Origin of the sequence: Streptomyces sp. SID3343, assembly GCF_009865215.1 — a bacterium.
Lineage (GTDB): Bacteria > Actinomycetota > Actinomycetes > Streptomycetales > Streptomycetaceae > Embleya.
The window spans coordinates 1-1324 of record NZ_WWJX01000935.1 but is presented as its reverse complement, the minus strand read 5'-3'; the positions used below and the strand labels follow the sequence as shown (position 1 = coordinate 1324).

At 74.5% G+C, this 1324-nt stretch carries 1 protein-coding gene and 1 pseudogene; both read right to left on the bottom strand.

All coding sequences use genetic code 11. The features are described from left to right. Positions 1-555: hypothetical protein (locus GT354_RS29115; protein WP_161359355.1), on the bottom strand; the 555-nt coding region annotated here is incomplete at its 3' end. After that, positions 552-1324 (bottom strand): annotated as a pseudogene (locus tag GT354_RS29110) (hypothetical protein); the annotation flags it as partial. The gene GT354_RS29115 and the pseudogene GT354_RS29110, both read right to left, overlap by 4 nt.

Below are 1324 nucleotides of genomic sequence, written 5' to 3'. Positions count from 1 at the left end.
GCCGCCGCGCGGTTCGCCCGCGAGCGCGGCGTGCGCGAAGTCGGCGACGAAGAGCCGGCGTTGCTCGCGCTGCCAGCACACCGTGGCCGGCGACAGGTCACCGTGCACGACGCCGGCCACTTCCAGGTAGCGCGCGGTCCGAAAGATCGCCCGCTGGAAGTCTTCCTGTTCGTCGGTCAACAGCTTGCCCACGACGTCCGCGCTGGGCGGACACGGGGCCGGTTCGACGAGCAGGAACGGCTCGATGCCGTCGAAGTCGTGGCCCGCGATCCTGGCCAGCTCCGGCGGGTACGCGTCGTGACCGAACGTGCGCGCGAGCCGCAGGAGCACGCGGATCTCGGCCTCCAGACGGGCCTCGGCACCGACCCGGCGGCGGGCGTCGAGCGCGCCGAGGCGCTTTTGCACGAGCCGGCCGCCGCCGTCGGGGTCGTGCACGTCGCGGACCCGAAAGCTCGCGCCGGGCCCGGCGGGGCGCTCCGGGCCCACCTCGACACGGCGCTCGACGGTGCCGCCTTCGGGGTCGGTGTAGGCGATCGTCTCCAGGGTCGTGCTCATGAGGCCCGACCACCGCCTTCGAAACCGCCGCCGAAGCCGTCCTCGACGTCACCTTCGCGGCCGGCTTCGCGACCGCCTCGGGTACGGCCGTCGAACTCGTTTCCGTAGCCGCTCTCGCGACCGGTTTCGGGACGGCCGTCGAACCCGCCTCCCCGGTCACCGCCGCGGCCGGCTCCGGGCCCGGCTCCGGGTCCGCCGATGTCCGTGCTCCCATCGGCGCGTTCGGCCCCGCTCGGTTCCCAGATCCACGCGTCGTCCACGGTCCCCGGGAGCAGCGGCAGCAGCCGCAGGACGCCGGCCATCCGGCCGCCGCTCGTCCATACGAGTTCGCTGTCGACCACGTGACCGGCACGGCGGTCGCGCAGCGCGTCGCGCACCGCGGGGCGCACCCCGCGCGGCGCGAATCTGACGTTGCGCGCCGAGGTCGCGACGTGGTCGAGCAGGATCAGGTGGTCGGGGCCGCACAGTTGCAGCATCGGCCGGTCCGGGGTCTGCGCCAACAGTTCGGCGATCCGGTCGGCGTCGCTGCCCACCGCGTCACCCACGTGCGGACGGTCCTGCCGGCGGCGCGCGAACGGCGGCGCGGCCTGGACCCCGTTGTGCGCGAGGTGGTCGCCGTAGGAGCGCAGGACGGGTTCCAGTTCGGCCTTCGCGCCACGCCGCGAAGCCTCCGCGGGATCGCGCTCCAGCATCACCCACAGCGGTTCGAACGCGGCGTGCAGCGCGTCCGCCAGGTCGCCCGAGACGGTGTCGGACAGCCCGCTGCCGG